The following is a 26,246-nucleotide window of genomic DNA, read 5'->3' as shown; positions in this document are numbered from 1 at the left end:
TGGTGCATGTGGACCGGACAGCACCCGGCTACCGGGTGTCAGGAACCGGTCGCTGCCCCATCCAGACGTCGAGATAGCGCGCCATCAGCGCGCGATCGAGCCGGGGAAAGGCCAGCCCGCCGGCCACCGCCAGGGCGCGAGCCGTATGCGTGGCGTCGTAGCGCGGCATGCCCTCGTAGACTTCCCAGCGGGTGAGCCGGCCGTAGACCGGTTCCGTCAGCAGCGGCAGCAGCGGCCGCAGCGGATTGCCTGCCAGATCGGCCGAGTCTGCCAGCCGTTGCAGCCAGTCGGCATACGGCAGTGACTGCAGCGGATAGCCGCAGGCGCGCAGCATGCCGAAGAACGCGAGCAGGTCGGGCTGGTCGGCCTCGCGCGGCGGCACCAGATGGTAGGCACGGCCAAGGTTGCTGCCGTCGGCGGCGATACGCAGCAGCGCGGCGCTGACATAGTCGACCGGAACGATTTCCTTGCGCTGGTGCGGCAGGTGCGGATACGCCCCGATCGCGATGCAGCCCCGCACCAGCCGCGCGACGAAATCATTCCGATTGCCCGCCCCGCTGGCGCTGTCGCCCAGAATGAAGCCGGGGCGATACACCGCCGCCGGCACGCCCCGCCGGATCGCGGCGGTGACCAACTGATCAGCCACCCATTGGCTGGCGGCATAGCCCATGTCGAACATCAGCCCCGGCAGGTGTCGGGCGAGATCGTCATCCTCGTACAGCGTCTTGGTGGGGGCCAGTAGCCCGGCCGGGCCGAACGCCGCGATGCTGGACACGTAGTGGAGCGCCTTGGCGCGCCCGCTGGCGACGAAGCGCAGCACGTGCAACGTACCCGCGACGTTGGCGGCGCGATGCAGGCTGTAGGGCTCGATGTAGTTGACGTGCGCGCCCAGGTGGAACACCACGTCGCAGCGATTCGCCCATGCCTCGAAGCGCGCTGCGCCGAGACCGAAGTCGCCCAGAGCGAAATCGCCCGCCAGTGGCCGCAGCAGCGTGGTGAAGCCCTCGTGCCAGAGACCGTACTTGCAGAGGTTTGCGCGGAGCCGCCGGCCAGCCTCGTCATCGGACGGTGCGCGTACCAGACAAATCACCTCGCTGACCCCGGGCCAGCGCAGCAGGTCGCGCAGCAGGAACGCGCCGAGGAAGCCGGTCGCGCCGGTGAGGAAGACCCGGCCCCCGCCCGCGCCGCACCACGGCGCCGGCGGGCCGAATACTGGGCCCGATACGGGACCGGACACGGGGCCGATATCGTCGGGCAGCCGGGCATCGGCCAGCAGGCGCGCACGCTCGGCTGCGCCGCTGCCTGCCTGGGCCTCGTCACCCCCGCCCTGCCCGTGGCGCTGGAGCCAGGTGGCCAGCTTCGCCGGCGTCGGGGCGTCGTAGAGGGCCTGCACCGGCAGCGGGCGGCCCAGCCGCTCGCCGAGCAGCAGGATCAGGCTGGCGGCCTGAAGCGAATCGCCGCCGAGCGCGAAGAAGTCGTCATCGTCGGCCACGCTGTCCAGATCGAGCGCGCACCGCCAGGCATCGCGCAGCATCGCCTCCGTGGTTCCCCGCACCGCCATCGCTTGGGGGTGCGAATCATGGAGCGGATCATGGAGCGGGTCATGGAGCCGGTCACGGAGCGCGCGCCGGTCCACCTTGCCGTTGGCCGTCATCGGCAGGTCGTTCACACCCACCAGGCGCGGCCGCATGTCCTTCGGCATCCGTCGGGACACGTACGCAGCCAGCGCCGCCGTCCCGGCTTCCCCAAGCTGCGGCACGATGAAGGCGAGCAGGTACGGGTCGCCCAGCGCGGTCTGCTGCACGGTGGCCACAGCCTCGCGCACCATCCCGCTTTCGCGCAGGACCGCCTCCACCTCCTCCAGCTCGATGCGGTGGCCGCGAATCTTGACCTGGTTGTCGCGCCGGCCATGGAAGGCCAGCGTGCCGTCCGGCCGCCACGCGCCGAGATCGCCGGTCCGGTACAGCCTCAGCGGCCTGCCTTCGGCCAGGTGATCGACCTCGACAAAGCGCTCGCGCGTCAGCGCAGGACGCTGCCAGTACCCACGCGCCAGCCCCGCGCCGCCGAGATGGATCTCGCCGATCTGGCCTGGCGACACCGGCTGCCGGTCGCCATCGAGCACATGGACCACGGTGTCGTCGATGGCCTGGCCGATCGGGATCGCGCCGGTCTCTGCGTCATGCAGCGTGATGGCGTGACAGGTGGCGAAGGTCGTGCATTCGGTCGGGCCGTAGGCGTTCAGCAGCCGGGCCGGCGGCGCGCTGCGCAATACCGCGCAAATGGCCTGGGCGTTGAGCGCTTCGCCGCCGACCAGCAGCGTACGCAGCGTGGCGAACGCATCGGGGCACGCGTGCACGGTATGGTTGAACAGCGCGCTGGTGATGAACATCGTCGTCACGCCTTGCGCGCGCAGGCTATGCCGGAAAGTGGCGGGGTCGATACAGGTCTGCCGGGGCAGGAACACCACGGTGCCCCCGTTCAGCAGCGCCCCCCAGGTCTCGAACAGGGCGGCGTCGAAGGTGGGATTCGCGATGGCCGCGATCCGGTCGTCGGCATTCAGCGATACATAGCGCGGTTGCCAGGCCAGCCGCACAATGCCACGCGCCAGGATCTCCACGCCCTTCGGCTGGCCGGTGGTGCCCGAGGTGTAGAGGACATGGGTCCGATGCGCGAGACCCGCTGCCGGCATGGCGATGCTGCCGGCGGCCTCGGCCCCCGGCGTCAGGTAATCGGCCGGGCAATCGGCCGGGCAATCGGCCAGGCAATCGGCCACCGCGCCCAGGCGGGCGCGATCACCGGCCGTCGACACGGCGATCCGCACGTCGAGGTCGTCCAGCATCAGCCGAATCCGTGCGTCGGGCGCATCGGGATCCAGCGGCAGGCAACTCCCGCCCGCGCGGATCACGGCAAGCTGGCAGATGGTCTGGTCGATGCCGGCGGGCAGGAGGATGCCGACCGGCGTCTCCGCCCTCACGCCCCGGCTGGCGAGCGTACGGGCAACGCTGTCGACCCGGGCATCGAGCGCGGCATAGGACACGTGCCGCCCGCCGTAGACCAGCGCGATGGCGTCAGGCCGCTGCCTGACCCGACGGCGGAACCATGCGTCCAGGCCACTTACCTCGGCAGATGCATCCATCTTCGCCCCCTGGCAATTCAGGCCAGCGAGTATAGATCCGCTTCGGCTGCATGATCGCGACCTCTGCGGTGTCAGTCACGCCGCAGTCATGCACGGCGCAGCGGCTGACAAGGAGAAGAATCAGTGCACCCGGGTCGGTGTGGCGGATGGCGCCGGCACCTCGCGCGGCGCGGCGTGCTTGAGCGATCCGTAGCGGTTGGCGTAGAGCCAGGTAAATTCCGCCCCCAGCAGGAAGATCTGCGCGGAGTAGTAGACCCACATCAGCAGCACCACGAGCGAGCCGGCCGCGCCATAGCCGGACGCCACGCCGCTCTTGCCGATGTAGAGACCGATCAGGAACTTGCCGATGCTGAACAGCACGGCGGTGACGGTGGCGCCGAGCCAGACGTCCGGCCAGCGCACGGCGGCGTGGGGCATGATCTTGTAGATCATGGCGAAGACGACGGTCACCAGCACCACGCTGACGAGCAAGTCGAGCGCATGGCCGAGCAGTTCGCCCTCGAACAGCGGCCCCCACACCCGCCCGAGCGCGGCGAGCCCGGCGCTGGCCAGCAGCGAGACGATCAGCAGGAAGCCAATGCCAAGCACCATCCCGAATGACAGCAGCCGCGAGCGCAGCAGTTCGAGAATGCCGGACGCCTTCCTCCGCTCCGGCACCTGCCAGATGCGGTCCAGCGCGCTCTGGAGTTCGGCGAACACCGTGGTGGCGCCAATCGCCAGCGTCACCGTGCCGACCAGTGCGGTCAGCGTGCTGAGACCGGGGTCGCTCAGCGCGAGGAGCATGTTCTCGATGGCTTCCGCGCCCTCCGCACCGATCAGCCCGGAGAATTCGCTCATCACCGCTCCGCGCGCCGCCTCGGCCCCGAAGACCATGCCGGCCACCGAGATCACGATCAGCAGCAGCGGCGCGATCGAAAACACCGTGTAGTAGGCCAGCGCGGCGCCCATGCTGGGCGCGTAGTCGTCCATCCACGCGGTCACGCTGTCGCGCATCAGGCCGTAGGCTTGAGGGAGGGAGATAGGTCTCCAGCGCATCGCTGCCCCAGGTTTGTCGATTTACTTCTTCGGCTGGTCGTGTCCCACCGGCGCCGGCCCCTTGCCCGGCACGTTCTTCACGAGGTCGGACGTGGCCCAGTCGCTGCCGTGGTCGCGCGGCTTTTTCAGGTCGCGGTTGTCTTCGCCATAGTGCGGCGGCCCCGAGGCGGGGTCGCGCGGCGTGCCATCGGGCCAGACGCCGCCGTCGCTGCGGCGGTGGACACTGTGCGCATCGCCGTGTTCAGTGGGCTTGCCGGCGGGCTTTCCATCCTCTGGTTTGGTCATTTCGCGTCTCCGGTCATGACATAGCGGAATCAAGAGAAGCGAATTTCATACCCGGCGGCGGCGCACGGCCCAGCCGGGCGGGACGGGCCCGGTGGCGCCCGCCAACCGGCAAAAACTACACACCCGCCCGCGCGCCGCCTATATTGGGATGTATCCAATCCATCACAGGAGACCTCGATGCGCTTCCCTTCGCGCTGGTGCCAAGCCGATCTGCCACGTGTCGCCGCCACCGCCGCCATGCTGCTCGCGCTGGCGGCGTCCGGAGTGGGACTGAGCGGATGCTCGACCGCGCCCGCGGACCCGGCCGCCAACTCGGCGACCCCCTCCGCCCAGCAGACGGACGCCCTGCCCTCCTGGCGCGACGGCCCCGCGAAGCAAGCCATCGTCAAATTCGTCACCGACGTGACCCGCCAGGGCTCGCCTAACTTCGTGCCGACCGAGCAGCGCGTGGCGGCCTTCGACAATGACGGCACGCTGTGGAGCGAGCAGCCGCTCTACTTCCAGTTCTTCTTCCTGCTCGATCAGGTCAAGGCCGCCGCGCCGCAGCATCCGGAATGGCGCAACAACCCCGCCTTCAAGGCCCTGATGGCCAACGACATGGCCAAGGTGATCGCCAACGAGAAGCAGTTGTTGCAGTTGATTGCCGTCGCCAACAGCGGCATGAATGTGGATGACTACGACAAGACCATCCGCGCGTGGATCGCCAGCGCGCGCCATCCGAAGTTCAACCGGCCCTACACCGATCTGGTCTACCAGCCGCAGCTGGAACTGCTGTCCTACCTGCGCGCGAACGGGTTCAAGACCTATATCGTGTCCGGCGGGACCATCGAGTTCATGCGGCCGTGGGTGGAGCAGGCGTACGGGATTCCGCCCGAGCAGGTGGTGGGCTCATCGCAGGCGGTGCACTATGGCACGTTGAACGGCAAGCCGGCGCTGGTGCGTGACCCGAAGATCGAGTTCATCAACGATGGCCCGGGCAAGCCGGTTGGCATCTATCGCCATATTGGCCGCCGGCCGATCCTGGCCGTGGGCAACTCGGATGGCGACTTCCACATGCTGGAATACACCACCACTGGCGACGGCCCGCGCCTGGCAGTGCTCGTCCATCACGACGATGCCGAGCGGGAATTCGCCTACGACCGCGCGTCAAAGATCGGCAAGCTGGACAAGGCGCTGGACGCCGCGCAGGCGCGCAACTGGACCGTCATCAGCATGAAGCAAGACTGGCAGGTGGTGTACCCGAAGCGATAACCTTCCCGCCCGCTACGGCATGATCCCGATGTAGCGCCCGCGCGGGCGGATCACCTGCCCCACCCCCAGCTGCTCCAGACTGTGTGCCAGCAGGCCGATGCTGCGCGCCGTGGCGAACATGGCGAACGCGGCGTCGTCCGGCAGGCGGTAGTGGATGGACAGCGCCGCCAGCGCCACGTCGATATTGGGCTGCAGGCCGGTCAGCCGGGTGGCTTTCTCGATAAAGCGCGTGATCACGTCGGGCGGATCGAACAGGGCCAGCAGCGCCATCGCGCGCGGATCGCCATCGGGATAGAGATGATGGCCGAACCCGGCCAGCGGCAACCCGGTGGACAGGTAGTGGGCAATCACCTGATCCTCGCCCAGCCGCTCCACCTCATTGAACAGCGCCTTGACGCGGCCGGACGCATCGCCGTGCAACGGCCCGGACAGCGTGGTCAGCCCGGCCAGCAGGCAGGCCGGCAGCGAGGCGCCCGTGGATGCCGCGATACGCGTGGCGAAGGCCGAGCTGGTCAGCTCATGGTCCACCAGCAGCACCATCGCGGTCCGCAGCAGATCCGCCACCTTCGGCGATTGCTGCCACCCCTGCGCAAAGCGGAGGTGCAAGGGCTGCTGCCCCGCCTGCGCGCCGAAGGCATTGGCCAGCTGGCCCACCAACTCCTGCGCTTCCAGATGCAACACCCGCGTCATGCGCCCATGCGTGGAATGGCCCGTGGCCGCCAGCGTGGCCAGCGTATGGAAGGCCGCCACGCGCCCGGGCTCGGCGACGCCGGCCATCGATGAGAAGTCGACGACCTGCTCGGCGTCCCACAGCAGGTGCGCCACCTCTTCCAGCGTGGCGGATCCGGCCAGCGTCACGGCGTCCTGCCCCCGGTAGTACAGCCGCTCGCGCACGAAGGTCGAGAGCGCGGTGGGGATGCTCGGCTCCGCGCCGAACAGCGTGTTGGTGGCCAGCGTCTCGTGCTTGCGCCCGGCCTGCTTGCGCCTGGCGAGGCCGGCCACATCCTCGGCCCGATAGAGGCTGCGCCGTGTGTCGGCGGGATCGGACATGACCTCCAGCTTGCCCCGGCTGACATAGGCATAGAGCGTTTGCGGCCGCACGCCAAGTCGGCTGCACGCCTCATCCATCGATATCCAGGTTCCCATGTTGACGCTTCCCGTGCGAATTTATATTGATTTTATATATCAATCTTGCCTCGTGAATCAACTATTACATACCATGCATCCATCATCAACACCCAAAGCCTCACGCACATGAAGCCGCAAATCCTCCAGCTGAACCCGATCCTGATCCCGGCGGCCAATGACGAACTGGCCAGCCGCTACGTGGTGCACAAGTACTTCGAGATTGCCGACCAGGCGGGCTGGCTGCGCGAGCACGCCGCATCCATCCAGGCGGTGATCACCGGCGGGCACACCGGGATTTCGCGGGCGATGCTGGAGCAGTTGCCGGCCCTGAAGGTGGTCGCCATCAATGGCGTGGGCACCGATGCGGTGGACCTGGCCTACTGCCGCGAACGCGGTCTTGCGGTGACCGCCACGCTGGGCGCGCTGACCGAAGACGTGGCCGATCTGGCCATCGGCCTGCTGATTGCCGCCTGCCGCAATATCTGCGCGGGCGACCGCTTCGTGCGGGACGGCCAGTGGGAACTGCATCCGCAGCCCAGCGCCATCCCGCTGGCGCGCCGCTTCAGCGGCATGCGCGTGGGCATCGTCGGCATGGGCCGCGTCGGCCGCGCCGTGGCTACGCGGGCGGCGGCCTTCGGCTGCCCCATCCGCTACACCGACCTGCGCGCGATGGACGACGTGCCGCACACCTTCGTGGCGGACCTGCTGGATCTGGCCCGCGAGAGCGATGCGCTGGTGCTGTGCGCCGCCGCCGACAAGGCCGAGGGCATCATCAATGCCGCCGTGCTGGAAGCGCTCGGCCCGCAGGGCTACCTCATCAACGTGGCGCGCGGCCGGCTGGTCAATGAAACGGATCTGGCCGATGCCATCGCCGCCGGGCGTATCGCGGGCGCGGGCCTCGATGTGTTCGTCGACGAACCGCGCGTGCCGCTGGCGCTGCGCCAGTCGGACCGCACCACGCTGCAGGCCCACCGCGCCAGCGCCACCTGGGAGACGCGCGGCGCCATGGTGCAGATGGTGCTGGACAGCGTGGCGCAAGGCCTGGCGGGCGAGCGTCCCGCCATGAGCCTGACCACCTGAGCGATCACGATGGATTTCGTCTTCCCACCTGCCCCGCCGGTCTCGCTGCCTGTCTCGGGTGACACGGCGCGGTTTCCCATCGCCCGGGTCTTCTGCATCGGCCGCAACTATCGATGGGACCCGGCGGAGCCGGCGCCCACCGAGATGCCCGCCTGGTTCATGAAGCCGGCGACCGCCGTGGGGCCGGCCCGGGGCGAGCTGCCTTATCCGCCGGAGACGACCGAGTTCTGCCACGAGGTGGAACTGGTCGTGGCCATCGGCCGGGGCGGGCGTGACATCGACCCGGCGCAGGCCGAGGCGCAGCACATCTGGGGCTATGCCGTCGGGCTGGACCTGACCCGGCGCGACTTGCAGCAGCAAGCCAAGCGCGTCGGCGGCCCCTGGGAGCCCGCCAAGGCCTTCGACCACTCGGCGCCGTGCAGCGCCCTCGTGCCCGCAGCGACTTGCGGCCATCCGCGCGAAGGGACGATCCAGCTCGCCGTGAACGGTGTCGAGCGGCAGCGCGCGGACCTCTCCGGCCTGCTCTGGTCGGTGCCGGAACTGGTGGCGATGCTGTCCCGATCCGTGGCGCTGATGCCGGGCGACCTGATCTTCACCGGTACGCCGGTCGGCGTCGGGCCCTTGCAGCCCGGCGATGTCATCCAGGCCAGCGCGGCAGGCATCGGCGAGCTAGCGCTGACCGTCGCCCGCTGAAGGCCATCCGCCACCATATATATATAGGAGACCCCCTTGAACGCACCCCGCAAGATCGCCCTCGTCACCGGCGCCGGCAGCGGCGTAGGCCGCCTGACGGCCATCGCCCTGCTCAATGACGGCTGGACCGTCGTGCTGGCCGGCCGGCGTGCCGAGCCGCTGCAGGCGCTGGCCGCCGAGGCCGCCGAACGCGGCCAGCCCGCCATGGCCGCGCCCACCGATGTGACCGACCCGGCCAGCGTGCAGGCCCTGTTCGACACCATCGAGCGCGAGTTCGGCCGGCTGGACCTGCTGTTCAACAACGCCGGCGTCAACGCCCCGGCCGTGCCGATGGACGAGCTGCCGCTGGACAAGTGGTTCAACGTGATCAACACCAACGTCACGGGCGTCTTCCTGTGCGCGCGGGCCGCCTTCGGCCTGATGCGCCGGCAGTCCCCGCAGGGCGGGCGCATCATCAACAATGGCTCGATCTCCGCGCACACGCCGCGCCCGTTCACGGCGCCGTACACGGCCAGCAAGCATGCCGTCACCGGGCTGACCAAGGCGCTGGCGCTGGACGGCCGCGCCTACCACATCGTGGCCAGCCAGATCGACATCGGCAACGCCCTGACCGAACTGTCCGAACGCATGACGCGCGGCGTGCTGCAGGCCAACGGCACCACCGCGCCGGAGCCGATGATGGATGCCACCCACGTCGCCAATGCCGTGCGCCACATGGCCTCGCTGCCGCTTGAGGCCAACGTCCTGACCATGACCGTCATGGCCAGCGCGATGCCCTTCGTCGGGCGCGGCTGACATCACAGAGTTAACAAGAGTTGACCAGAAATCGAACGGAGACAACGATGCAATTCACCCCTTTCATCAAGACCCTTGGCCTGTCCGCTGCGCTGTCCACCACGCTGATCGTGGCGCCGGGGATGGCCTCGGCGCAGCCCAACTACCCGAGCCGCCCGGTCACCATCATCGTCCCGGCCCCGGCCGGCGGCGGCATCGACCTGATCGCGCGGGTCGTGGGCGAGAAGCTCTCGGTCAAGTTCGGCCAGCCGTTCATCGTCGAGAACCGCCCGGGCGCCTCCAACAACCTCGGCACGGCGGTGCTGGCCAACGCCAAGCCGGACGGCTACACCATCGGCATCGTGGGCGGCAGCCACAACATCAACAAGTTCCTGTTCAAGAACCTCGGCTGGGACCCGCAGAAGAGCTTCGAGCCCATCGTCTACACCCACGAGATTCCGCTGGTGTTCGCGATCTACCCGAAGCTGCCGGTCAAGACCATGCCTGAACTGGTGACGTGGATGAAGGCCAACCCGGGCGAAGCCAAGGTGGCCACGTCCGGCCGTGGCAGCGCGCAGGAGATGGCCGCCGAGATGTTCCGCATGGTCAGCGGCGCGCCGGTGCTGCTGGTGCCCTACAAGGGCTCGTCCGCCGCCCACCCCGATCTGGTGGCCGGCCGCACGGCGCTCTATATCGACACCATCAGCGCCATCCAGGAGCAGGTGAAGGCGGGCAACGTGCGCGCCGTGGCGGTCTCCACCCGGAATCGCTCCAAGACCCTGCCCAATGTGCCGACGGCCGAGGAACAGGGGCTCAAGGGCTACGACGCCAACACCAACGGCGGCTTCCTGGCCCCGGCCGGCACGCCGAAGGAGATCGTCGCCAAGCTCAACACCGAGATCAACGCGGCGCTGAAGCTGCCCGAGGTGCGCGCCAAGCTGGAAGCGGCGGGTATCGAGGTGCAGGGCGGCACGCCGCAAGCCTACGCGGCGGTGATCCAGTCCGACCTGACGAAGTGGGGCAAGGTCGTGAAGCAGGCCGGGATCGAGGCGGAATAACCGGCCCAGCCAGCGACCTTCGACCAGCGCCCCTCTGATTAGCAGGATGGTGAGGCGCCCCGGATCCTTGTTACCGTTTGCTCCCGCCGCCAGCTACGTCTGGCGTCGACAAGACAAACGAACAATGGGAAGAAGGGGTTAGTCATGCTGAAGTGGAAATATCTGATGGGCGCGCTGGTCGTGGGGGCTGCCCTGGCCGGCTGCGGGGGCAGCGACGGGCAGGCGCCCGTGCAAACAGAGACGCCGGCGGCTCCCGCCGAGCCGCCGGCGCCAGTACCGGTCAAGTACTCGGGCACGCTGTCCTTCGGCGACACCATCGCCCTCACCGTGGACGCCCCGTCGCGCGGCAAGCTCACCCTCAGCTTTATCGATTCGGCCTTCGGCCTGCGCGGCACGGTCATCGGCAACTACACGAACACGGACGGCAATTTCACCGTGAGCGGCCTCGTGGCCGATAGCGCGGACCCGCCCCCGGCCAACCTGACCGCCAAGCTGGCGGGCATCGGCCTGAGCTTCCACCAGGGGGCCGACGGCCTGGTTGGCGAGATCTCCGGCCTGCCGAACCTGCTGGGCACCAGCACGGGCCTGCTGGCCGGCGATATCGCCGCGAGCGCGGTCACCATCGACCCGCCGGCGCTGAGCAGCCTGGCCGGCACCTACAACGTGCTGATGAACTTCGCCATCTACGACCAGGCCACCGGCAAGCCGCTAGCGGGCCCCGCGAGCACGCCGGCCGGCATGCGCTTCGACACCGACGGCAACGTGCAGCTTTGCAACAGCGCGGATCTCGTCACCTGCGCCACCCCGCAACTGGGCAAGCTGACCCTGGCCGACCAGACGCGCTTTCCGGGTGCATTCGACCTGGTGATGAACGGCGGCGGCTACTTCCGTGGCCGGCTGTTCGTCAACCCGAACGGCGGCATGCGCTTTGACATGAACTACGCCGAGGCGGGAGCGGTCGCCACCGGCACCTGGACCATCCAGCCCGCCCGCGCGCTGGTGGCCGGGGAGCTTGACGGCACGTGGGCCTGCTCTTACGCCAACCGCGTTGTGGACGGCGCGACGGCAGTACTGGACGGCACAATGGCGCGGGAGACGCTGACCGTCGCCGGTGGCAAGCTCACCGTCGCCAGCAGGGCGCTCACGCTGCCGCTGATGCTGAACAGGTTCCAGGATGACGTCACGCTGAACGGTGTGGCAATCGCCGCCGATGGCGACCTGGATGCCGAGCCGGGCGACCCGGCCGCCGATCCGCCCACCTTCGCCCATGTCTTCCTGAAAACGGGCACCGACTCGCTGGCGTGGCTCAACCTGTCGCTCGGCAGCATCCTCCAGGGCACGTGCCGCCGCGCGTCCTGACATCGCGCAACATCCGGGCATCACTCTGCGCCGGCCTTCGGGCCGGCGTTTTTTTGCCGGGGCGTCAGTCGTGCAGCAGGTGCCGCAGCCACAGGCTCATCAGCCCCGCCCGGCCGCGCACGCCGAATTTGCGATAGATGCCGGTGATGTAGGAGTGCGTGGTGGAGACCGCCAGCCCGAGCTGTTCGGCGATCTGCTTCTCGCCGGCTTCGGTCAGCAGCAGGTTCAGCACCCTGCGTTCGTGGGGGGCGAGCGCGTCGAGCCGACTGGCATGGTCGGGGGGATGGGGAGGGATGGCCGGCGTCTGCCGCTGCGCGGTCACGTCCCGGGCCACGCCGATGCGCAGCTCGTGCGCCGCGTGCCATTGGGCCGACCAGGACAGATGGACGTCCGCACCGTTTCGGTGCCGGTAGCGATTCTCGAAGCCCACGCGCTTGTTGCCAGCCAGGACCCGGCCGGCCTCGCGCAGCGTCTTCTCCCGGTCCGCCGGCACCACCAGTTCGAGCACCAGCTGGCCGACCAGATCGGACTGCCGGTAGCCGAGGATCTCCTCGCACACCGTGTTGGCGTAGCGGATCTGCCCGGTCTGGTCGACCAGGAAAACAGCGTCGGGGATGCTGTCTGCCAGCGCAATCGCGCCGTCCTCCTTGAGAAGTTTCGTCATCGGTTGGGGGCGATGGCGTTGCGGAGACGCAACTGCCGTGCGCGGGGGCGATCAATCAAATAGTGTGCGGGGGTCAACATGGCCGCTCGCGACAATAGCGCAGCGCCGCGCAGCATCCTATCCGAAATCGCTCATCTGCTCATGGCCGAACCGAAGCGCCTCCCCGACCGGCACATTGCCGGCTGGCTGGACGTTGCCACGTCCGACGCGAACGACGCCGCGCGCATCCAGCGCCAGGGGAAAGGCGCCTCCGGGGCAGGTTGAAATCGCCCGACGGCGGGACTATGGTCAGATCAAGGGCATGAATCGCGGAGATGCCATGTCAGGTCGAAAGCCACTGGAACGGGGAACCCTGCCGAGCTTCCTGCTGGCCCTGTTTATCCACGTGCTGCTGGGCTTGTGGCTCTATTACGCGGTCCATTGGCAGAGCCGGACCCCGGTCGGCGTGGAAGCCGAGTTGTGGGACGCGATCCCCGAAAATCCGCCGCAGACCGTGGTCGAGACGAAGCCGGTGGTCCCGCAGCCGGAACGGAAGCTGGAACGGAAGCTGGAACCCGAGCTGAAATCGGAAGACAGGCCCGACATTGCCTTGCAGGCCGAGAAACGCCGTGCGGCAGCCAAGGCCGCCAAGGCACTTGAAGCCACGAGGGCAGCCGAAGCCGCGAAGGCTTTCGAAGCCGCCGCGCAAGCGCAGCAGCGTGAGCAAAACCTCCGCGACGCCGAGCGTCAGGCCGCTGCGGCCACCGCAGCCGCCACAGCCAGGGCAAGCGGTGCAGGCAGCCGCCCCGGCGACGGTGCCGGCACAGGCGGCACCACGTCGCCGGGCTATGCGGACAAGGTGCGACGCCGGGTCACGCCCAACATCCTCTTCGATGGAGACCTGCCCGACAATCCCACCGCCGTGGTCGCAGTGCATCTGGCACCGGACGGCACCGTGCTGGAGGCCCGGCTGGCCCGCTCGAGCGGACACACCGGCTGGGACAACGCCGTGCTGCGCGCCGTCGCACGATCCAACCCGCTGCCGCGCGACGACAACGGCGTGGCGCCCGCCCACATCAATCTTTATTTCCAGCCGAGGGAATAGGAAGACCGCGATCTTCCGGCGATGCTAGCGGCGCCGGATCACCGTCCCGGCGTGTCAGAAGTGCGTCCGCAGATGCCGGACGATTGCGAGGGGATGGCCGCCATGCAGCCAGAACTCGCGGGATACCGCGAGGGCGATCAGCCATGAAGCCGCGACGATGAGAAGGTCGCACCGCCCGCTCTTCCACCAGTTCAGCGAATGGCGCCCCGCGATCCACGGTACGCCCAGCGGGTTCGGCCAGTCGGCCAGCAAGTGCATGACGCCCCCGCAGGCAAAGCCGAATGCGGGTGCGGCCAACGGATGGGTGCCCAGCGCGTGGTAGGCCCATAGCAGGAGGCCAATCCACGCGATGCCCCAATGCGTCCAGGTGCGATGGGTAATCCACAGCCGACGCGACCTCGACCACCATGCCACTTCCATCCAGTCTGGCGCGGTGCTGCCCAGCATCGCCGCCACAAACCCCGCTATGCTGGCCCAGCCCCACCCTTCGCTGCCGGTCTTCGCGATGACCACTGCAGCGATGACGGCCGCCGCCCATCCGGTGGCGTGGTGAGCTTTGCTTGAGGCCATGAGACTGCGCGAGTTCGCCGGTGATCTTAGAGGGGGCGCAATCTTGGCAGATGTGCGCGAGAAACTCCAGCACTGGATCGATCGCGTCGCGCGGAGCGAGCCTATCCAACCTGTGCCGTGGCCGCCTTCTCCCAACGCCACAACGTCGCGCGGCTCACGCCCAGCCGTTGCGCCGCCTGCTGACGATTGCCGCCACACTCGGCCAGCACTTCCAGCACGCGTGCACGGGGCGCGGTCGATGATGACGGCGCAAGCTCGGGTGGTGGCGCCATGACGCTGACCGCCCCGAACAGTTCCGGGCAATCGTGATGCAGTTCGTCGAACGCAATGTGCTCCAGATCCTCCCATTGCGAGAAGAACACCGCCATCCGCTCGCAGATATTCTCCAGCTCACGGATATTGCCCGGCCAGGCGTGCGCCTGCAGCCTTGGCAGCAAGCGCGCGACCAGGGCCGGTGCGTCGAGGCGCGAGTCCAGCCGGTCCAGCGAGCGCCGCAGCAGGAATGTGGCGAGCAAGGCGATGTCCTCGCGGCGCTCGCGCAGCGGTGGCAACGCCAGTTGCAGCGTGTTGATACGGTAGTAGAGATCCTGACGGAACTGCCTGGAGGCGATCAACTGCGGCAGCGGCTGATGCGTCGCCGCGATAATCCGCACGTCGACCGGAATCGGTATGGCACCGCCCAGACGCAGGATCTCGCGCTCCTGCAGCACGCGCAGCAGCCGCGTCTGCAGCGAGACGGGCATATCGCCAATCTCGTCGAGAAACAGCGTACCGGTATGGGCCGATTCGAACAGCCCGCGCTTGCCCCCACGGCGCGATCCGGTGAAGGCGCCCTCGTCGTAGCCGAACAGCTCGCTTTCCAGCAGCGCCTCCGGGAAGGCCGCGCAGTTGATGGCGACGAACGGCTTGGCGGCGCGCTTGCTCTCGTTATGAATCGCTTGCGCAAACTGCTCCTTGCCCACCCCGCTCTCGCCAGATAGCAGCACCGTGAGATCCGTCCTGGCATAGCGCCGCGCCGTCGCGCAGGCGCGTTCGAAGGCCGGGCTGGCGCCGATCAGGTTGTCGAAGCGGTTGCGCGCATTGCGCGGATGCCGGCGCTGCTGGCTGCGCAGGCTGGCATCCGCATCCTGGATATTGCGCGCGTCATAGAGCGTAATGGCCGCGCCCACCGTGTCGCCATGCTCGCGGATCGGGGTGCGATTGGCGATCCAGTCGCGCTGCGCGAAGCGAAACACGCTGCCCCGCTCCTGCATGCCGCTGGCCAGCGTGGATTGCAGCGACAGCGCCGGCTCGATGTCCTCCAGATGCTGGCCGATCATTCTCGCCTTGACGCGGCCCAGCAGCATTTCCATCGGCGGGTTGACGGCAATCACGCGATTGTCGCGGTCGACGGCCAGCACGGCCTCCTGCAGGTTGTGCAGCACGCCGTTGAGCTGGTCATAGCGCCCCGCTTCCAGGCGGGCCACGCGCGCCAGTTCGATGGCGTCCTCAATCCCCTGGCGCACCGCATTGATCGAGTAGGCCAGGCGCCCCTGGATGCCGTACTGCTCCGCCAGCTCCATGACGATGCTGGAACCCACCACCACCTCATAGCCGTCACGCACGAGCCGCTCGAAGCACTGCCGTGCCTCGTCAGGGGTGCGGTACGCGTACTGCGCCACCTCGATATTGAGCAACTCGCGGACCGCATCCAGTTCGGGAATGCACTCGCCGTACATCACCACGCCTACCCGGTTCGAAATATGCCGTGCCTGCAGGAGCGCCACCAGGATGTCGAAGCCACTGAGCTTGATGGTGGCGACGGGTGCATCGAGCGCGTTGCGCAGGATCGTGGCGTTCGCCCCGGCGCTGACGAAGACGTCAGCCGCCCCCTCGCGCAGGCGCTCGTGCGCGGCGTCCAGTGCGGCCTCGAACGAACCATTGACCACCTCTATCGTGGCGCGGTCGGCGAACTCGTCCAGCACCGTCATGGCGAAGCGGCTGAGGTGCTTGTAACTGATAAAACAAAGCCGCGGCAGGCTGCCGCGCTCAGGGGAAGTGTTGCGCATGGGTCTCCTCGTCGGCCGCCTCCGGGCGCTGCGGCGCCTCTCGTGACCATCGCACGAGCGTTTCACGGCCGTTTCATGAAATGTCTCAACAGTGTTTCATGAAACATGCGGAACGTCATCCTTCCTCTCCCATTCCGTTATGAATCAGTTACTTAGCGAACTCCTCAGGCACTGGCACACCGATTGCACTGAACCCTCCATACGAACACGGAGGAAGCCATGCAGGCGCTAGGACACATCACCGTACTTGACCTGACCCATATGCTCTCGGGCCCGTACGGCACCATGCTGCTGGCCGACCTGGGTGCCCGCACGATCAAGGTGGAGCCCCCCGGCACCGGAGAGGGCACGCGCAAATTGCTGGCGGAGAGCGAGGACTACGCCCGCGACGGGATGGGTGCGTACTTCCTCACGCTGAACCGCAACAAGGAAAGCGTGTGCGTGGACCTGAAGTCCGAGGCAGGCCGGGCGGTGTTTCTGGATCTCGTGCGCAATGCCGACGTTGTCTTCGACAATTTCAGCGCTGGCGTGACGGAGCGGCTGGGTATCGATTACGCATCGCTCTCCAAGGTCAACCCGCGCATCATCACCTGCTCCGTCACCGGCTTCGGCCAGACCGGGCCGGACCGGCAGCAGCCCGCGTTCGACCAGGTGGTGCAGGCCATGGGTGGCGGCATGTCCATCACCGGCATGTCGGATGGCCCGCCGGTACGCAGCGGCATCCCCGTTGGGGATCTGGGCGGCGGGGTATTCGGCGCCATCGGCGTGCTGGCGGCGCTGGCGGCGCGCGAGCAGACCGGGGTGGGCCAGCACGTGGACATCTCGATGCTGGACGCCCAGATCTCGCTGCTGAACTACATGGCAACGATGCACCTGATGTCCGGCCTGGTGCCCGAACGTATCGGCAACAGCCATTTCGTGCACGTGCCGTACAACACCTATCCGACCAGCGACGGCCACATCATCATTGCCTGCATCGGCGACGCGTTCTTCGAACGCTTCCTGAGCGTGATCGATCATCCCGAACTGCGCGCGCCCGAGTACCTGAAGCAGCCGGGCCGCTATGCCGACAAGGCGCGGATCGACGCCATCATCGCCAACGAACTGCGCGCCGAGTCGTCGGCCTACTGGCTGGCCCGTTTGCGGCAGGCGCGCATTCCGTGTGGGCCCGTCAACGATTTCGCGCATGCGTTGCGCGAGCCGCAGGTGGAGGCGCGCGACATGATTGTCGAGGTGCCCCTGAAGACCGGCGAGACCGTGCGGATGCCCGGCAATCCGGTGAAGCTTTCCGGGGTGACCACGGCCGCCTATACCTGTCCGCCCGCGCTGGGCGAGCATACGGCCACGGTGCTGCGCGACACGCTGGGCTATGACGACGCACAGATTGCGCGGCTGCGCGAAGCCGGAGCCGTGGCATGAGCGACGCACAGCGCCACGCCACGCCGGACATCGTCATCACTGACGTCGCACCGCGCGACGGGCTGCAGAACCAGGCCGTCGCCATCTCCACCGATGCCAAGGTAGAACTGATCCGCCTGCTGGCGCGTGCCGGCGTACGGAGCGTCGAAGCCACCAGCTTCGTCTCACCGAAGGCCGTGCCGCAGATGGCCGACGCGGCGGACGTGGTCCAGCGCGCTGCGGCGCAGTGCCCAGACCTGCGGCTCTCCACGCTGGTGCCGAATCTCAAGGGCCTGGAACGCGCGCATGGCGCCGGCGCTACCGAGATCGCGGTGGTGCTCTCCGCCACCGAGACGATGAACCAGCGCAACATCAATATGGGGCTGGACGCGGCCACCGATGTCAGCGAACAGACACTGGTGCGGGCGCGCGAACTCGGCCTGCGCACGCGTGCCTATGTGGCGGTCGCGTTCGACTGCCCGTTCGAAGGCCCGGTCGATCTCGATACGGTGTTGCGTCTGGCCTGCCGCATGCGGGACGCCGGCGCGGAAGAGATCGTCATCGCCGACACCATCGGCGCTGCAGCGCCCGCCGCCGTCAAATGGCGCATGGCTACGTTGGCACAAGCACTCGACCCCGGCACGCTGGCCGTGCATCTGCATGACACGCGCGGCCTGGGCGTCGCCAACGCATGGGCCGCGCTGGAGGCTGGCGTGCGCCGCTTCGACGCCAGCGTGGGCGGCATCGGCGGCTGTCCGTTTGCCCCCGGCGCGGCAGGCAACCTGGCCACCGAAGACCTGGTGCTGATGGCCGAGCAGTGCGGCCTGCGTACCGGGATTTCGCTCGACGGACTGCTCGATGCGGTGACATTCGCCGAATCGCTGCTGGATCGGCCCCTTGGCGGCCGCTCCATCGCATGGCTGCGGCGCCAGCAGAACCAACGCGGTAAAAGCGGCACGTAAGGCCGACACGGATGCCGCCGAGCATCCGGTCAGACAAGACCCATATAGGAAGGAGACACCTGATGAAGAACATTCGCTGGATTCGAGGCGTGCTGGGCGCCATGGCCTGTACCGCCGCGCTGGCTTCTGGCCACGCCGCCGCGAAGTGGCCGGAAAAGACCGTCACGCTGGTCGTGCCCTATGCGCCCGGTGGCGGCACCGATATCGTCAGCCGCCTGGTCGCGCAGAAGCTGTCCGAGCGTTGGGGGCAGTCGGTGGTGGTGGACAACCGGCCCGGCGCCAACGGCGTGATCGGCTCCAGTCACGTTCACAAGTCCGCCCCGGACGGCTACACGCTGCTGATGGTGGTGGGCTCGCACGCGATCAATCCCGTGCTGATGAAAAGCCTGCCCTACGACACGGTGCGTGGCTTCTCCCCCATCACACGCCTCGCCATCTCGCCGATGGTGCTGGTGGTATCGAAGTCCAACCCTGCGAAATCGCTGACCGACCTCGTCAGTGCCGCCCGTAGCCAGCCGCTCGGCATCGGTTATTCGGAAGGCCAGACGCGACTGACCGGCGAGCTGCTGCGCCAGGCGGGCAATCTCAAGACCATTCCGGTGTCCTACAAGGGCGGCGCACAGATCATGGTCGATGTCATCGGCGGCCATGTCGGCGCCGGATTCACCAGCGTGCTGACGGCATTGCCCCACGTGCAAAGCGGCAATCTGCGCGTGATCGGCGTGGCGGCGGATCAGCGCATGTCCCTCTTCCCCGATGCGATGACGTTCAAGGAGGCCGGACTCGATGGCGTGGAATCGCTGAACTGGTATGGCCTGTTCGGGCCGGCGGGCATGTCTCCGGCCATCGTGGAACAGATCCATCACGACCTGCAGCAGGTCACGCAGGACCCAGCACTCGCCAAGCAGATGAAAGACCAAGGGGCTACCATCGTCCTGACCCCACCGACGGAGTTTCGCGCCTTCCTCGACAAGGAAACGCGGAAATGGGCCGACGTGGCCAAACGCGGTGGCATCCAGCCCGAATAGGAAAACCCCATGAATCTTGAACTGACCGAAAAGCGCGTACTGATCACCGGCGGCAGCCGCGGCATTGGGCTCGCTTGCGCTCAAGCGTTCCTGCGTGAAGGTGCCAAGGTCGCGATCATCGGACGCAGCGAGGCCAATCTCGCCGCCGCACGGACCGCACTGGTGGCCGATGCGCCGGGCGCCGATCCCTTCACGGTTGCGGCCGACCTCAGTGACGCGGCGCAGGCCGCGCACGCCGTCGACGCCGCAGCCGCCGCACTGGGCGGGATCGACATCCTGGTCACGTCCGCCGGGGGTGCGCGCCGCACCCCGCCTGCGGAGCTGACGCCCCAGTCGTGGCGCGATGCGATGGACGCGAAGTACTTCAGCTACATGCACGTCATCGACCCGGTCATCAAGCGGATGGCCCAGGCCGGCCACGGCGCCATCGTCAATGTCGTCGGCATGGGCGGCAAGGTGGCGAGCCCGACCCATTTGCCTGGCGGCGCCGCCAATGCCGCCCTGATGCTGGCCACGGCAGGGCTGGCCAGCGCGTATGGCCGGTCCGGGGTGCGGGTGAACGCCCTCAACCCGTCAGCCACCCGCACCGAGCGGCTTCAACAGGGCCTGGAAGCCGAAGCGAAGCTGGCTGGCACAACCGTCGACGAGGCCCTCGGCAAGGCCAACGAACGCACCGGGCTCGGGCGGCTTGCCGCGCCCGAAGAGATCGCCGATGCCGTGCTGTTTCTCGCGTCGGCGCGCGCGTCCTACATCTCGGGGGCGATCCTGTCGATCGATGGCGCCACCACGCCCATCGTCGTCTGATCGCACAGAAGCCGTACCCGTGGTTCCGCAGCACCAGATTGCAGATAACAGGCGAATACCGCCGAACTCACTGTTGCATCAGGAGGAGACCCTATGCACCGCCGTACCCTCGTCAAGGCGCTATGCGCCATTGCCGTCGCCACGCCTGCCCTATCTGGCACCAGCGCCTTCGCGCAAGAGTACCCGTCGCGCCCGATCCGGCTGATCGTGCCGTTCGCGCCGGGCGGCGTGTCGGATACCAGCGCGCGCGTCATTGCGGACAGGCTGGGCCAGCGCCTTGGCCAGCAGATCGTGGTCGACAACAAGCCCGGTGCCTCGGGAAATATCGGCAGCGCGATGGCGGCCCAGTCGGCGCCAGATGGCTACACGCTGCTACTCGCTTTCGACGGCACCATCGTCATCAATCCGCATGTCTTTCCGAAAGTGCCGTTCGACCCGGTCAAGGACTTCGTGCCCATCGGCAAGATTGGCGATGCGGCGCTGATCCTGATTACCCACCCGTCCGTACCGGCAAAGAACCTGAAGGAACTCGTCGCGTATTCGCAGACCCGACCCGAAGGGTTGTCATATGGCAGTGCCGGCACCGGCAGCACGCCGCACCTGGCCGGCGAGCTGCTCAAGGCTCGCACCGGCCTGAAGATGACGCACATCCCCTACAAGGGCGGCGGCCAGGCGATGGGGGATCTGGTGGGCGGTACGCTGCCGGTGCTGTACACGGCCGTGGCCGGCGCGCAGCAATACGTGAAAACCGGCAAGGCCACCGCGATTGCAGTCTCCGGCGCGAGCCGCGTATCGACGCTGCCGGATGTGCCAACGCTGGAGGAATCCGGCGTCACAGGCCTGGTCAACGACTCGTGGGTGGGATTGCTGGCCCCCGCCAAGACGCCAAAAGAGATCGTCGACCGACTGTCGAAGGAGTTGAACGTCGTGGTCAACCAGCCCGAGACGCGCGAACGGCTCGCCACGCTGGGCATCGTGCCGGTCGGCAATTCATCGGAGGCGTTTGGCAAGCAGATCCAGGCGGACCTGAAGAAGTACGGCGAGGTCGTCAAGACCGCCAACATCAAGGTCGAGTGAGACGCGGGGCGGCTAGCGGAACCGGAACATCCCCTGCCAGAACGTCTCGAACGCACTGACGGGCTTTTCCGCTTCCGCAGGGGCGGCCTCGGGTGACGGGGCGGCTGCGTCCGCGGCCTTGCGCGACTCGTGCAGCGCCCAGACGCTGTCGGCAATGCGTCCGGCAAGGTCCGCCTCGCAATCCCGGCCCAGTAGCACACCGAACAGAACGTCGCGGGTGTGCCCATCGTCGGCAAAACGCATGGCGACGGCGACCATCTTCTCGTAGTGCTCCTGTGCCGCACGCCTGGCCGCTTCCTGCACCTCGCGCGCCTCGGCTTCCTCGGCCGCATGCTCGGCTTCCCAGCGGCGCGTTTCGCGTTCGAAGACGTCGTCGAAGACCCGTCGCTGCTCGGCATCGGACAGGATCGAATAGGCATCGCGAATCTGCTGGAAGGCGGCATGCGCCTCGGTTTCGCGACCGGGGTTGCGGTCCGGATGCCACTTCATCGCCGCGCGGCGATAGGCGAGCTTGATCTCGTCGAGCGTAGCATCGGACGGTACGCCAAGCGTCGCGTAGAGCGTATTCATGGGGGCGGGGCAGCGCGAAAAACGGAGGCGTCCATCCTAGCATGCCGCACCGCATCAAACCTCGCCGCAGGCCGCCGCCAGATTCATGCGCGTCTGCATGGCCGCCCCGATTCGCTTGAGCGGGTCGGGCGGAATCGGCCTCGTCAGTGTCGTGTCCGAAAAACCCGCGCCAGAAAAAACAAAACCCCGGAAGACCGCGATCTTCCGGGGTTCGCCGCCATTACGATGTAGTGGCGGAGACGGAGGGATTCGAACCCTCGATCCAGGTTTTGGCCCGGATGCTCCCTTAGCAGGGGAGTGCCTTCGACCTCTCGGCCACGTCTCCCAAACTTGCGTTGTGCGAGGGAGGCCGCACAACGAAGCGCGTATTCTAGCGGGGTCGTCTCAACTGGTCAATGACATTTCCATGACCAATCGCGCAAAAAACGCGACACCTACCCCGCCAGACACAACACTCACCAGATCACGCCTGATCCAGCTCGAACACCTTGTGGAGCGCGCGCACGGCCAGCTCCATGTACTTCTCGTCGATCAGCACCGAGATCTTGATTTCCGAGGTGGAGATCATCTGGATGTTGATGCCTTCTTCCGACAGCGTGCGGAACATCTTGCTGGCGATGCCCACGTGCGAGCGCATGCCCACGCCCACTACCGACACCTTCGACACCTTCGGGTCGCCGGACACGCTGGCGGCGCCGATATGGCCCTTCACGCTGTCGGTCAGGATGGTCAGCGCGCGCTGGTACTCGCCGCGCGGCACCGTGAACGTGAAGTCGGTCTTGCCGTCCACGGACTGGTTCTGGATGATCATGTCGACGTCGATATTGGCGTCGGCGATCGGGCCCAGGATCTGGTAGGCGATGCCCGGCTTGTCCGGCACGCCCAGGACGGTGATCTTGGCTTCGTCACGGGCAAAGGCGATGCCGGAGATGACGGCTGCTTCCATGTCAGACTCTTCCTCAAAAGTAATCAGCGTGCCCGAGTGCATTTCCTGCTCGAGCGGCATCAGGGGGTCGGTCAGCGACGAGAGCACGCGCGTCTTCACGCGGTACTTGCCGGCGAACTCCACCGAGCGGATCTGCAGCACCTTCGAACCCAGGCTGGCCATTTCCAGCATTTCCTCGAAGGTGATCTGGTCCAGGCGGCGGGCGTCCTCGACCACACGCGGATCGGTCGTGTACACGCCGTCCACGTCGGTATAGATCAGGCACTCGTCAGCCTCGATGGCGGCGGCGATGGCCACGGCCGAGGTATCGGAGCCACCACGGCCCAGCGTGGTGACGTTGCCGCTGTCGTCGATGCCCTGGAAGCCCGTGATCACGACCACGCGGCCGGCGTCCAGGTCACCCAGGATGCGCTCGTCGTCGATCGACTCGATCCGCGCCTTGGTGTAGGCCGAATCGGTCTTCACCGGCACCTGCCAGCCCGTGTAGCTGACCGCGTTGATGCCTTCGCCGTGCAGCGCGATGGCCAGCAGGGCCACACTGGCCTGCTCGCCAGTGGAGGCCAGCATGTCCAGTTCACGCGGGTCAGGCTGCGCGGAAATTTCCTTGGCAAGGCCCAGCAGGCGATTGGTTTCACCCGACATGGCCGAAGGCACCACGACAACGCGGTGACCGGCGCGGTGCCACTTGGCCACGCGCTTGGCGACATTCTTGATGCGTTCCGTGGAACCCATCGAAGTGCCGCCGTATTTGTGAACGATGAGAGCCATCTTCTTGTCGACGCCAGCGATTGTGCAAAGCCCTTGAAAATACACGATCGCCGGCCGTCAGGCAAGGCTGTGGCGGGGCGCTGCCCCTGCTCCCGATGGGAGCCTAGTCGAGTTCCACCCACTCCACGCGCCAGCGTGGCGCATGGGGCGCATCGGCCGGCCAGCGGCGATGCATGCCGAGCCCGGCTGCCAGCACGACTTGGGCGCCGCTCCACAGCAGCGGCAGCCAGGCGCGCCGCCACGCCGGCACGGCGGCCTCCTGGTAGGCCTGCTTGAGCGCGCGCGCCGGGCCGCCGGGCCGCAGCACGATCCGTTCACCGCCCTGCCGGGCCGCCAGCCGCAGCGGGCCGTGCAGCACCGCTTCCGGCACGCCGAAGGTGTCGTCGCGCGTGAATCGCAATGCACCCCGCCATGCCGGCACCACGATGCGTTCCTCGCCGTGCCAGAGGAATTCGAACGCTGCCGGCGCGGCGTCCGGCACCGCGCGGCAGGCCAGCGCCTTGTCGCGGAAACGCCGCAGCACCAGTCCGTCATGCGCGATGGCGGGCTCGCCGCCGTCACGCTCGATCAGTTGTGCCCGCATTGCGGCCAACCGCGCCGTGGAAGGCGGTTGCGCGCCGAGGTCGCGCAGCCAGTGGCGCAGCACGGCGTCGGCGTGGCCGGAGGGCAAGGCACGCAGGCCGGCCAGATCGAGTTCAGCAAGGGTGTCCGCGTCGCGCCCCGGCGAGACGAGACGGGCCAGCTCACCGGCCGCGAGCCCGTCGAGCATGGCCGCTGCCTGGCCGAAATGCGAGGCGGCCTGGAGCACGTTCTCGACCAGCGCGGGGAAGGCCTCGCGCAGCGCCGGCAGTTGTGCGCGCAGGGCATTGCGGACGAAGCGGGTATCGGCATTTGAAGGATCTTCGATCCACGACAGCCCGTGCGCGGCGCAATAGGCGTCGATCTCGTCGCGCGAGACATCGAGCCAGGGCCGTAGCAGTTGCACGTCGCCCTGCGCGTCCAGCGGCCGCCGCGCGGGCATGCCGGCCATACCAGCCACGCCAGCGCCGCGGAACAGCCGCATCAGCACCGTTTCCACCTGATCGTCGCGATGATGGGCGAACAGCAGCAGCGCGGCGCCGTGCGCCCGGCACATACGCCCGAGCGCGGCATACCGGGCCCGGCGCGCGGCGGCCTCGATGCCCTCGCCCGCCAGCGCCTGCACGGTCACGCGCTCGGTGACCAGCGGCACCTGCGCCTCGCGGCACAGCGTCGCGCAGAAGTGCTCCCAGTCGTCGGCCGGCGCCTGCAGGCCGTGATGGACGTGCAGCGCCACCACGCGCACGGCCGAGGCCAGCGCCGTGCCTTGGGCCACCGCGGCGCGCGTGGCATGGAGCAAGGCCACCGAATCGCGCCCGCCCGAGAGCGCCACGGCCACCGTGACCGGCGCCGCGCCGCCAGAAACAACAAAGGCCGCACCGGCCTGGAGAGCCCGTGCGACCTTGTCGGTCAGGGGTGCGGTCAACGGCACCACACCGGCGCGCCCGTCATTCCTGGGCGCCGGTTTCCTTGAACTTGCCATAGGCCATCAGCCGTTCGTGCCGGCGTGTCTGCAGTTCCTTGACGCTCATGCCCTGGAACTGGCGCAGCGATTCCGCCAGCGAGCGCTTGAGCATCGTCGCCATGTTCTTCGGATCGCGATGCGCGCCGCCCAGCGGCTCGCTCACGATCTTGTCGATCAGGCCCAGCGCCTTCAGGCGGTGCGCGGTCAGGCCCAGTGCCTCGGCGGCTTCCGGTGCCTTCTCGGCGGTCTTCCAGAGGATGGAAGCGCAGCCTTCCGGCGAGATCACCGCATAGGTAGCGAATTGCAGCATCTGCACCACGTCGCCCACGGCAATCGCCAGCGCGCCGCCCGAGCCGCCTTCGCCGATGATCGTGGCGATCAGGGGCACCTTCAGGCCGGCCATCACAAACAGGTTGTGACCGATGGCTTCCGACTGGCCGCGCTCCTCGGCGTCGATGCCCGGGAATGCGCCCGGCGTATCGACGAAGGTGAAGATCGGCAGGCCGAACTTGTCCGCCAGCTCCATCAGGCGCTTGGCCTTGCGGTAGCCCTCGGGCTTGGACATGCCGAAGTTGCGCAGCGCGCGCTCCTTCGTGTCACGGCCCTTCTGGTGGCCAAGCACCATGCACGCCTGGCCATTGAAGCGGGCCAGGCCGCCGACGATGGACAGGTCGTCCGCGAAAGCGCGGTCGCCGTGCAGTTCATGGAAGTCGGTGAAGATCTCCCGCACGTAGTCCAGCGTGTACGGACGCTGCGGATGGCGGGCGATCTGCGCAACCTGCCACGGGGTCAGGTTGGCGTAAATGTCTTTGGTCAGCTGCTGGCTCTTGCCGGCCAGCCGCGAAATCTCTTCGGAAATATCTACAGCCGAGTCATCCTGCACAAAGCGCAGTTCTTCGATTTTTGCCTCGAGCTCGGCAATCGGCTGTTCAAAATCCAGGAAGGTGGTTTTCATAGAAACACGGACCTGTCTGTGAAGGGGCGC

At 67.6% G+C, this 26,246-nt stretch carries 24 protein-coding genes and 1 tRNA gene; 13 read left to right on the top strand and 12 right to left on the bottom strand.

Annotated elements, in window-relative coordinates; genetic code table 11:
• Positions 1 to 28: 28 nt before the first annotated feature.
• From AC1DFU_RS11415 to AC1DFU_RS11405, 3 genes are all read right to left on the bottom strand, one after another.
• Complete coding sequence (locus tag AC1DFU_RS11415; RefSeq protein ID WP_441592124.1) at positions 29 to 3,136, bottom strand: amino acid adenylation domain-containing protein; 3,108 nt, start codon at positions 3,134 to 3,136, stop codon at positions 29 to 31.
• Positions 3,137 to 3,256: 120 nt separating this feature from the next.
• Positions 3,257 to 4,171 carry a YihY/virulence factor BrkB family protein gene (locus AC1DFU_RS11410; RefSeq protein WP_477159777.1) on the bottom strand — a complete coding sequence of 305 codons (915 nt, stop codon included), beginning with the start codon at positions 4,169 to 4,171 and terminating at the stop codon, positions 3,257 to 3,259.
• 21 nt (positions 4,172 to 4,192) lie between these two features.
• A complete protein-coding gene (locus AC1DFU_RS11405; protein ID WP_441592122.1) occupies positions 4,193 to 4,456 on the bottom strand; it encodes a hypothetical protein in 264 nt (87 codons plus the stop codon).
• Positions 4,457 to 4,633: 177 nt separating this feature from the next.
• On the opposite strand from AC1DFU_RS11405, the gene AC1DFU_RS11400 reads away from it, so the two are divergent.
• Positions 4,634 to 5,707 carry an HAD family hydrolase gene (locus tag AC1DFU_RS11400; protein ID WP_369823385.1) on the top strand — a complete coding sequence of 358 codons (1,074 nt, stop codon included), beginning with the start codon at positions 4,634 to 4,636 and terminating at the stop codon, positions 5,705 to 5,707.
• Positions 5,708 to 5,719: 12 nt separating this feature from the next.
• On the opposite strand, the gene AC1DFU_RS11395 is transcribed toward AC1DFU_RS11400, so the two are convergent.
• Positions 5,720 to 6,853, bottom strand: a complete 1,134-nt coding sequence (locus AC1DFU_RS11395; RefSeq protein ID WP_092292726.1) for a citrate/2-methylcitrate synthase — start codon at positions 6,851 to 6,853, stop codon at positions 5,720 to 5,722.
• Between the two features lie 108 nt (positions 6,854 to 6,961).
• Between AC1DFU_RS11395 and AC1DFU_RS11390 the strand changes: the two genes are divergently transcribed.
• The 5 genes from AC1DFU_RS11390 (at position 6,962) to AC1DFU_RS11370 (ending at position 11,799) form a co-directional block, all read left to right on the top strand.
• Complete coding sequence (locus tag AC1DFU_RS11390) at positions 6,962 to 7,915, top strand: 2-hydroxyacid dehydrogenase (protein WP_092292724.1); 954 nt, start codon at positions 6,962 to 6,964, stop codon at positions 7,913 to 7,915.
• A gap of 9 nt (positions 7,916 to 7,924) precedes the next feature.
• A complete protein-coding gene (locus tag AC1DFU_RS11385) occupies positions 7,925 to 8,608 on the top strand; it encodes a fumarylacetoacetate hydrolase family protein (protein WP_441592119.1) in 684 nt (227 codons plus the stop codon).
• 36 nt (positions 8,609 to 8,644) lie between these two features.
• Positions 8,645 to 9,403 carry an SDR family oxidoreductase gene (locus AC1DFU_RS11380; protein WP_092292720.1) on the top strand — a complete coding sequence of 253 codons (759 nt, stop codon included), beginning with the start codon at positions 8,645 to 8,647 and terminating at the stop codon, positions 9,401 to 9,403.
• A gap of 47 nt (positions 9,404 to 9,450) precedes the next feature.
• Positions 9,451 to 10,440 carry a Bug family tripartite tricarboxylate transporter substrate binding protein gene (locus AC1DFU_RS11375; RefSeq protein WP_092292718.1) on the top strand — a complete coding sequence of 330 codons (990 nt, stop codon included), beginning with the start codon at positions 9,451 to 9,453 and terminating at the stop codon, positions 10,438 to 10,440.
• A gap of 144 nt (positions 10,441 to 10,584) precedes the next feature.
• On the top strand, positions 10,585 to 11,799 hold the full coding sequence (locus tag AC1DFU_RS11370; RefSeq protein WP_441592116.1) for a hypothetical protein: 1,215 nt from the start codon (positions 10,585 to 10,587) through the stop codon (positions 11,797 to 11,799).
• A 64-nt stretch (positions 11,800 to 11,863) separates the two neighbouring features.
• Here the strand turns inward: AC1DFU_RS11370 and AC1DFU_RS11365 are convergent, their stop codons facing one another.
• Positions 11,864 to 12,463 (bottom strand): helix-turn-helix transcriptional regulator, encoded by a 600-nt coding sequence (locus AC1DFU_RS11365; protein WP_092292714.1) that lies wholly within the window; start codon positions 12,461 to 12,463, stop codon positions 11,864 to 11,866.
• A 78-nt stretch (positions 12,464 to 12,541) separates the two neighbouring features.
• On the opposite strand from AC1DFU_RS11365, the gene AC1DFU_RS11360 reads away from it, so the two are divergent.
• Entirely contained in the window at positions 12,542 to 12,727 is a 186-nt protein-coding gene (locus tag AC1DFU_RS11360; protein ID WP_441592114.1) for a hypothetical protein, read from the top strand.
• 55 nt (positions 12,728 to 12,782) lie between these two features.
• On the top strand, positions 12,783 to 13,547 hold the full coding sequence (gene tolA, locus AC1DFU_RS11355) for a cell envelope integrity protein TolA (RefSeq protein WP_441592112.1): 765 nt from the start codon (positions 12,783 to 12,785) through the stop codon (positions 13,545 to 13,547).
• A 54-nt stretch (positions 13,548 to 13,601) separates the two neighbouring features.
• Here the strand turns inward: tolA and AC1DFU_RS11350 are convergent, their stop codons facing one another.
• Positions 13,602 to 14,117: a metal-dependent hydrolase gene (locus AC1DFU_RS11350; protein WP_092292708.1), complete on the bottom strand. Its 516-nt coding sequence runs from the start codon at positions 14,115 to 14,117 to the stop codon at positions 13,602 to 13,604.
• A gap of 101 nt (positions 14,118 to 14,218) precedes the next feature.
• Entirely contained in the window at positions 14,219 to 16,165 is a 1,947-nt protein-coding gene (gene prpR, locus AC1DFU_RS11345; protein ID WP_092292706.1) for a propionate catabolism operon regulatory protein PrpR, read from the bottom strand.
• 219 nt (positions 16,166 to 16,384) lie between these two features.
• Here prpR and AC1DFU_RS11340 point away from each other — a divergent pair, with 219 nt between their 5' ends.
• The 5 genes from AC1DFU_RS11340 to AC1DFU_RS11320 all read left to right on the top strand — a co-directional run bounded on the left by AC1DFU_RS11340 (position 16,385) and on the right by AC1DFU_RS11320 (position 21,434).
• Positions 16,385 to 17,584, top strand: a complete 1,200-nt coding sequence (locus AC1DFU_RS11340; protein WP_441592110.1) for a CaiB/BaiF CoA transferase family protein — start codon at positions 16,385 to 16,387, stop codon at positions 17,582 to 17,584.
• Entirely contained in the window at positions 17,581 to 18,525 is a 945-nt protein-coding gene (locus AC1DFU_RS11335; protein WP_441592108.1) for a hydroxymethylglutaryl-CoA lyase, read from the top strand. Before AC1DFU_RS11340 ends, AC1DFU_RS11335 begins: the two co-directional genes overlap by 4 nt.
• Positions 18,526 to 18,587: 62 nt before the next feature.
• A complete protein-coding gene (locus AC1DFU_RS11330) occupies positions 18,588 to 19,553 on the top strand; it encodes a Bug family tripartite tricarboxylate transporter substrate binding protein (protein ID WP_092292700.1) in 966 nt (321 codons plus the stop codon).
• Positions 19,554 to 19,562: 9 nt separating this feature from the next.
• The gene (locus AC1DFU_RS11325; protein ID WP_441592107.1) at positions 19,563 to 20,357 is read left to right on the top strand and encodes an SDR family oxidoreductase; all 795 of its coding nucleotides are present in this window, start codon (positions 19,563 to 19,565) and stop codon (positions 20,355 to 20,357) included.
• Positions 20,358 to 20,450: 93 nt separating this feature from the next.
• Positions 20,451 to 21,434 (top strand): Bug family tripartite tricarboxylate transporter substrate binding protein, encoded by a 984-nt coding sequence (locus tag AC1DFU_RS11320; protein WP_092292696.1) that lies wholly within the window; start codon positions 20,451 to 20,453, stop codon positions 21,432 to 21,434.
• A 12-nt stretch (positions 21,435 to 21,446) separates the two neighbouring features.
• Here the strand turns inward: AC1DFU_RS11320 and AC1DFU_RS11315 are convergent, their stop codons facing one another.
• The 5 genes from AC1DFU_RS11315 to AC1DFU_RS11295 form a co-directional block, all read right to left on the bottom strand.
• A complete protein-coding gene (locus AC1DFU_RS11315; RefSeq protein WP_441592105.1) occupies positions 21,447 to 22,004 on the bottom strand; it encodes a J domain-containing protein in 558 nt (185 codons plus the stop codon).
• A gap of 231 nt (positions 22,005 to 22,235) precedes the next feature.
• A tRNA-Ser gene (locus AC1DFU_RS11310) sits at positions 22,236 to 22,329 on the bottom strand.
• Positions 22,330 to 22,467: 138 nt separating this feature from the next.
• Entirely contained in the window at positions 22,468 to 23,718 is a 1,251-nt protein-coding gene (locus AC1DFU_RS11305; protein WP_092292692.1) for an aspartate kinase, read from the bottom strand.
• A gap of 103 nt (positions 23,719 to 23,821) precedes the next feature.
• Complete coding sequence (gene tilS, locus AC1DFU_RS11300) at positions 23,822 to 25,279, bottom strand: tRNA lysidine(34) synthetase TilS (RefSeq protein ID WP_441592103.1); 1,458 nt, start codon at positions 25,277 to 25,279, stop codon at positions 23,822 to 23,824.
• The gene (locus AC1DFU_RS11295) at positions 25,245 to 26,216 is read right to left on the bottom strand and encodes an acetyl-CoA carboxylase carboxyltransferase subunit alpha (RefSeq protein WP_441592101.1); all 972 of its coding nucleotides are present in this window, start codon (positions 26,214 to 26,216) and stop codon (positions 25,245 to 25,247) included. Before AC1DFU_RS11295 ends, tilS begins: the two co-directional genes overlap by 35 nt.
• Positions 26,217 to 26,246: the final 30 nt, after the last annotated feature.

The organism is Cupriavidus sp. 10L45, assembly GCF_056395225.1.
Note: the sequence above shows the minus strand (reverse complement) of the source record. Positions and strands in the feature narration are given on the sequence as shown.

What these genes read in the sequence shown, in the direction of transcription:
- AC1DFU_RS11395 (WP_092292726.1), bottom strand. Translation starts at nt 6,853, where the DNA reads ATGGGAACCTGGATATCGATGGATGAGGCGTGCAGCCGACTTGGCGTG.
- AC1DFU_RS11315 (WP_441592105.1), bottom strand. Translation starts at nt 22,004, where the DNA reads ATGAATACGCTCTACGCGACGCTTGGCGTACCGTCCGATGCTACGCTC.
- tilS (WP_441592103.1), bottom strand. Translation starts at nt 25,279, where the DNA reads ATGGCAAGTTCAAGGAAACCGGCGCCCAGGAATGACGGGCGCGCCGGT.
- AC1DFU_RS11385 (WP_441592119.1), top strand. Translation starts at nt 7,925, where the DNA reads ATGGATTTCGTCTTCCCACCTGCCCCGCCGGTCTCGCTGCCTGTCTCG.
- AC1DFU_RS11350 (WP_092292708.1), bottom strand. Translation starts at nt 14,117, where the DNA reads ATGGCCTCAAGCAAAGCTCACCACGCCACCGGATGGGCGGCGGCCGTC.
- AC1DFU_RS11375 (WP_092292718.1), top strand. Translation starts at nt 9,451, where the DNA reads ATGCAATTCACCCCTTTCATCAAGACCCTTGGCCTGTCCGCTGCGCTG.
- AC1DFU_RS11330 (WP_092292700.1), top strand. Translation starts at nt 18,588, where the DNA reads ATGAAGAACATTCGCTGGATTCGAGGCGTGCTGGGCGCCATGGCCTGT.
- tolA (WP_441592112.1), top strand. Translation starts at nt 12,783, where the DNA reads ATGTCAGGTCGAAAGCCACTGGAACGGGGAACCCTGCCGAGCTTCCTG.
- AC1DFU_RS11405 (WP_441592122.1), bottom strand. Translation starts at nt 4,456, where the DNA reads ATGACCAAACCAGAGGATGGAAAGCCCGCCGGCAAGCCCACTGAACAC.
- AC1DFU_RS11295 (WP_441592101.1), bottom strand. Translation starts at nt 26,216, where the DNA reads ATGAAAACCACCTTCCTGGATTTTGAACAGCCGATTGCCGAGCTCGAG.
- AC1DFU_RS11400 (WP_369823385.1), top strand. Translation starts at nt 4,634, where the DNA reads ATGCGCTTCCCTTCGCGCTGGTGCCAAGCCGATCTGCCACGTGTCGCC.
- AC1DFU_RS11320 (WP_092292696.1), top strand. Translation starts at nt 20,451, where the DNA reads ATGCACCGCCGTACCCTCGTCAAGGCGCTATGCGCCATTGCCGTCGCC.
- prpR (WP_092292706.1), bottom strand. Translation starts at nt 16,165, where the DNA reads ATGCGCAACACTTCCCCTGAGCGCGGCAGCCTGCCGCGGCTTTGTTTT.
- AC1DFU_RS11390 (WP_092292724.1), top strand. Translation starts at nt 6,962, where the DNA reads ATGAAGCCGCAAATCCTCCAGCTGAACCCGATCCTGATCCCGGCGGCC.
- AC1DFU_RS11365 (WP_092292714.1), bottom strand. Translation starts at nt 12,463, where the DNA reads ATGACGAAACTTCTCAAGGAGGACGGCGCGATTGCGCTGGCAGACAGC.
- AC1DFU_RS11325 (WP_441592107.1), top strand. Translation starts at nt 19,563, where the DNA reads ATGAATCTTGAACTGACCGAAAAGCGCGTACTGATCACCGGCGGCAGC.
- AC1DFU_RS11360 (WP_441592114.1), top strand. Translation starts at nt 12,542, where the DNA reads ATGGCCGCTCGCGACAATAGCGCAGCGCCGCGCAGCATCCTATCCGAA.
- AC1DFU_RS11370 (WP_441592116.1), top strand. Translation starts at nt 10,585, where the DNA reads ATGCTGAAGTGGAAATATCTGATGGGCGCGCTGGTCGTGGGGGCTGCC.
- AC1DFU_RS11340 (WP_441592110.1), top strand. Translation starts at nt 16,385, where the DNA reads ATGCAGGCGCTAGGACACATCACCGTACTTGACCTGACCCATATGCTC.
- AC1DFU_RS11415 (WP_441592124.1), bottom strand. Translation starts at nt 3,136, where the DNA reads ATGGATGCATCTGCCGAGGTAAGTGGCCTGGACGCATGGTTCCGCCGT.
- AC1DFU_RS11335 (WP_441592108.1), top strand. Translation starts at nt 17,581, where the DNA reads ATGAGCGACGCACAGCGCCACGCCACGCCGGACATCGTCATCACTGAC.
- AC1DFU_RS11410 (WP_477159777.1), bottom strand. Translation starts at nt 4,171, where the DNA reads ATGCGCTGGAGACCTATCTCCCTCCCTCAAGCCTACGGCCTGATGCGC.
- AC1DFU_RS11305 (WP_092292692.1), bottom strand. Translation starts at nt 23,718, where the DNA reads ATGGCTCTCATCGTTCACAAATACGGCGGCACTTCGATGGGTTCCACG.